The sequence below is a fragment of the Candidatus Infernicultor aquiphilus genome (assembly GCF_002784285.1).
GTDB classification, from domain to species: Bacteria; Atribacterota; Phoenicimicrobiia; order Phoenicimicrobiales; family Phoenicimicrobiaceae; genus Infernicultor; species Infernicultor aquiphilus.
Genome location: NZ_PFKO01000051.1, coordinates 1,540 through 5,748 on the forward strand (window position 1 = coordinate 1,540; position 4,209 = coordinate 5,748).

5 protein-coding genes and 1 tRNA gene are annotated in these 4,209 nt (G+C 31.6%); 5 read left to right on the plus strand and 1 reads right to left on the minus strand.

Annotated features, from left to right (window positions below):
• From COZ07_RS01510 to COZ07_RS01525, 4 genes are all read left to right on the plus strand, one after another.
• A partial coding sequence (locus tag COZ07_RS01510; protein ID WP_406606833.1) for an NAD(P)/FAD-dependent oxidoreductase occupies positions 1-773 on the plus strand: 773 nt, incomplete at its 5' end.
• 3 nt (positions 774-776) lie between these two features.
• Entirely contained in the window at positions 777-1,547 is a 771-nt protein-coding gene (surE, locus tag COZ07_RS01515; RefSeq protein ID WP_406606834.1) for a 5'/3'-nucleotidase SurE, read from the plus strand.
• A gap of 5 nt (positions 1,548-1,552) precedes the next feature.
• Entirely contained in the window at positions 1,553-1,762 is a 210-nt protein-coding gene (locus COZ07_RS01520) for a hypothetical protein (RefSeq protein ID WP_406606835.1), read from the plus strand.
• A gap of 52 nt (positions 1,763-1,814) precedes the next feature.
• Entirely contained in the window at positions 1,815-2,450 is a 636-nt protein-coding gene (locus COZ07_RS01525) for a protein-L-isoaspartate O-methyltransferase (protein WP_406606836.1), read from the plus strand.
• Positions 2,451-2,462: 12 nt separating this feature from the next.
• On the opposite strand, the gene COZ07_RS01530 is transcribed toward COZ07_RS01525, so the two are convergent.
• A tRNA-Gly gene (locus tag COZ07_RS01530) sits at positions 2,463-2,538 on the minus strand.
• Positions 2,539-2,696: 158 nt separating this feature from the next.
• Between COZ07_RS01530 and COZ07_RS01535 the strand changes: the two genes are divergently transcribed.
• Positions 2,697-4,064 carry a VanW family protein gene (locus COZ07_RS01535; RefSeq protein WP_406606837.1) on the plus strand — a complete coding sequence of 456 codons (1,368 nt, stop codon included), beginning with the start codon at positions 2,697-2,699 and terminating at the stop codon, positions 4,062-4,064.
• The last annotated feature ends 145 nt before the right edge of the window (positions 4,065-4,209 follow it).

Here is a 4,209-nt window from a genome sequence, read left to right on the forward strand (position 1 = left end):
CTGGTTCTGAATGGCTTAAATATCAGGCAGATGAATTAAATATAAAAATATCTAATAATCCTGTAGATGTAGGAGTAAGAGTAGAAGTTCCAGCTATAGTAATGAAACGTTTAACTGATATTATATATGAATCAAAATTAGTGTATTATACCCAATTATTCGATGATAGAGTCCGTACCTTTTGTATGTGTCCTTATGGAGAAGTGGTTATTGAATTTAGTGATGGTATTACCTCAGTCAATGGGCATAGCTATCAAGAACATCGTACTGAAAATACTAATTTTGCCTTATTAGTAAGTACTAATTTTACTGAACCTTTCAAGGAACCAATAGCTTATGGAAAATATATTGCTAATTTGGCAAATATTTTGAGTGAAGGGGTCATTATTCAAAGATTGGGAGATTTAGAATTGGGCAGGAGATCTACACCGGATAGAATAAAACATTCAATAGTTATACCCACTTTAAAAGAAGCTACCCCTGGAGACCTCAGCTTTGTTTTGCCCTATAGAATTCTTACCGATATTATCGAAATGCTAAAAGCGATGGATAAAATTGCTCCTGGAGTTTATTCAAAGCATACTCTTTTATACGGCGTAGAAGTAAAATTTTATTCTTCCCGATTAGAGCTTTCCGAATGTTTAGAGACAAAAGTTGATAATCTATTTGCCGCTGGTGATGGTGCCGGGATAACCCGTGGACTTATTCAAGCCTCTGCCTCAGGGGTAATAGTAGCAGAAGAAATATTGAAAAGGAGAAATAAAAATAAATAAGAGATGAAGATACTTTTAACTAATGATGATGGAATATATTCAGAAGGAATTCAAACTTTAAAAAGCCAATTAGATAATATAGCGGAGGTTATAGTAGTTGCCCCTGATCGAGAAAGAAGTACTGTTGGTCATGCTATGACTCTACATAAACCTTTAAGAATTAGACCAGTTAAAGTGAATGGAGGTTTTGAGGGATATTCGGTAAATGGGACACCGGCAGATTGCATTGTTATTGGATTATTGGAGATTATGAAGCACAAAAGGCCAGATTTAGTTGTCTCAGGAATTAATCGAGGTCCAAATTTAGGCGATGATATTATTTATTCAGGGACAGTTTCAGCCGCAATGGAAGGAGCGATGAGAAATATACCTTCTTTAGCTATTTCAATTGCTGCTTATGAAGATTTTAAATTTGAATCCGCGGCATTATTCACTAAAAATTTAATATCTCATTTAATAAAGGATGATTTACCCCATAATTTAATACTTAATATCAATGTCCCTAATATCGATTATGATAGAATAGAGGGAATCGAAATAACCAAACATGGGAAAAGAGTATATCAAAATGAATTAAAGATAATATATGATCCTCAAGGTACTACTCATTATTGGTTAGGAGGAGACTTGCCCGAAGGGAAGATTGAACCCGATACTGATTTTGAGGCAATTTATAACCATAAAGTTTCTATAACTCCACTTTCTTTAGACTTAACTAATTACGATATTATGCCTAAAGTTAAAGATTGGGCAAAAAAATGGAATCTTAGATAAAAAATATGAATGATCAAATATATTTAATTTTAATATTGATTTTTATAATTATAGTGCTTTCCAGGTTTATAATTAGACTTTACCATACTAATCATCCGAAAACCAAAGCGGTTATTTTTTATTTTAGGATGTGTTTAGGTTTTTTAATTGCTATGACTATTTATATTATAATAGAAGCAATTAGAGGGCATAATGTTTTAGAAAAATTTTTTTAAGGTTAATAGATTAGATATTGATATTAATAATTAGAAATTGAAGTGATTTTTTATGGATTTCGAAAAAGCACGAGAAGAGATGATAAGATATCAGATAAAAGGAAGAGGTATCAAAGATAAAAGAGTTCTTTGGGCAATGAGTATGGTACCTCGAGAGAAATTTGTCTTGAAAGAAAATGAAAAGGAAGCATATCTGGATTGTCCCTTACCCCTAGGTATGGGGCAGACCATCTCCCAGCCTTATATGGTCGCCTTAATGACTCAATGCCTTACTCTTGAAGGTTCAGAGTGTATTTTAGAAGTAGGAACTGGTTCAGGTTATCAAGCAGCCATTTTGTCTAAATTGGCTAAGATGGTTTATACTGTTGAACGTCTTAAAAATCTAGCAGATAGAGCCGAAAAAATATTTAAAGAATTGGAAATAAAAAATGTTAAAGTAGTAGGGGGAGATGGAACTAATGGTTTAAAAGAATATTCTCCTTACGATGGTATTATAGTTACCGCAGGTGCACCTGAAATACCCCAAAGTTTAATAAGTCAGTTAAAAGAAAGGGGGAGAATAGTAATTCCAGTAGGTAATTCTTTTTCCCAGGATCTTTTATTGGGGAAGAAAGAGAAAGGTAAATTAAAAATACAAAATTATGGAGGTTGTATTTTTGTACCTTTACTGGGCAAATATGGTTGGTAATAGACCAAACAATGGAGCGGGAAACGGGGTTTGAACCCGCGACCTTTGGCTTGGGAAGCCAACGCTCTACCACCTGAGCTATTCCCGCTGGATAGAATAGTAAAAATTGTAAGAAAATAGTATTAATAAGTTGTTAAAATTATTTTATTTAAGATATTATACCTAAATATTAATAAATTATCAACTTATACTCTTATCTAAAGTAAAAATATATAAGAAATAATAAAATGATGGGAGTACGATTTATTGAAATATTATTCTAAGAAAAAAAAGAACAGCCAGAACAATAAGATAAGAAAAATTTTTTTATTTTTAGCGGCAATATTTGTTATAGTGAGTTTAGTAGATACTGTTGATTTATATATAAACAGAAATAATATATTCCCCGGAGTGTCTGCCTTTGGTATTCCATTGGGAGGATTAAAGAGGGAGGAAGTTCAAAAAACTCTTCAGCCCATTGCCTTGAAAATAATTGATTCTCCTCGTATATTATTATTTGAAGATAAAGAAATAAAATTTATTCCCCATACTGAGCTGGATGTTTCTATTAATTTGCCTCAAGTAATCGAAGAAACTTATAGTATTGCTCGTACTGGTAATATTTTTAAACGGCTAAAAGATAAAATTATCCTTTGGAGAAAAGGATATGAAGTGCCTTTTCAAGTTGAATTTAATCCACAAAAATTAGAAGATTTTCAAAATAAGATAAGTTCCTTAATAAATCGTATGCCTAATGATGCTTATATAGATGGTAATAGGATTATTGAAAGTGGAGTAGGGGTAAAGCTTAATTTAGAAGAATTTAATAAAGAAATAATAAAAACATTAAAATGTTTAGACCAAGAAAAATATATTTTCAGCCTGCCTGTGATTACTATTGCTCCCAAATATACTACCCAGAATGTATTAACAAAATTAGCCATTGATCAGGAATTAGGAACATATTCTACCTCATTAGAAAATAAAGATGAGAATACTAGATTTAATATTAAATTAGCCTCTGAGATGATAAATGGTAGATTAGTAAATCCACAAGAGGTGTTTTCTTTTAATAAATATGTGGGTCCAGCAGAGAAAGTAGATGGCTTTAAAGAAGGTACTATAATTGCCAATGGCAAATTCGAAAACGGATATGGTGGTGGAGTATGCCAAGTAGCAAGTACTCTTTATAATGCAGCTCTTTTAGCTAATATACCAATTATAGAGAGATATAACCACACCATATATGGAGAGGCAAATAAATACGTTCCTTTAGGAAGGGATGCAGCAATATTCTATGGGTATAAAGATTTAAAATTTAAAAATAATTTAAATCATGAGATAGTGATTTTTGCGAAAATTTTAGGAGACATATTACAATTTGATATTTTTGGCCAAAATGAAGATAAACCAGAAGTACAAATTATTAGTAAAGATCAAAAAGTAATTGATTACCAGATCATTAAAGAGAGAGATCCTAACTTAAAAGCTAATCAAGAAATAGTAGTACAAGAAGGATTACCTGGTTATCAGGTTAAAACTTATCGAATTATCAGGAAAGATGGGATAGAAAAGATAGAATTTTTAGCAGAAGATATTTATCAAAGCGTAAAGATGATAATTAGAGAAAATTAGCGTAGAAGCGTAGTGTATAGGAAAGAAGAAAGAAGTCAGGAGTTAGAATAAGATAGTATATAATAAAGGAAATAAAAAATGTGACCAAGAACCGTCCCCTGACACGAATACGAATATTTATAGTAGCAATATTGATATTTATTTG

Coding starts and splice junctions, on each gene's coding strand:
- surE (WP_406606834.1), top strand. CDS start 777: ATGAAGATACTTTTAACTAATGATGATGGAATATATTCAGAAGGAATT.
- COZ07_RS01520 (WP_406606835.1), top strand. CDS start 1,553: ATGAATGATCAAATATATTTAATTTTAATATTGATTTTTATAATTATA.
- COZ07_RS01525 (WP_406606836.1), top strand. CDS start 1,815: ATGGATTTCGAAAAAGCACGAGAAGAGATGATAAGATATCAGATAAAA.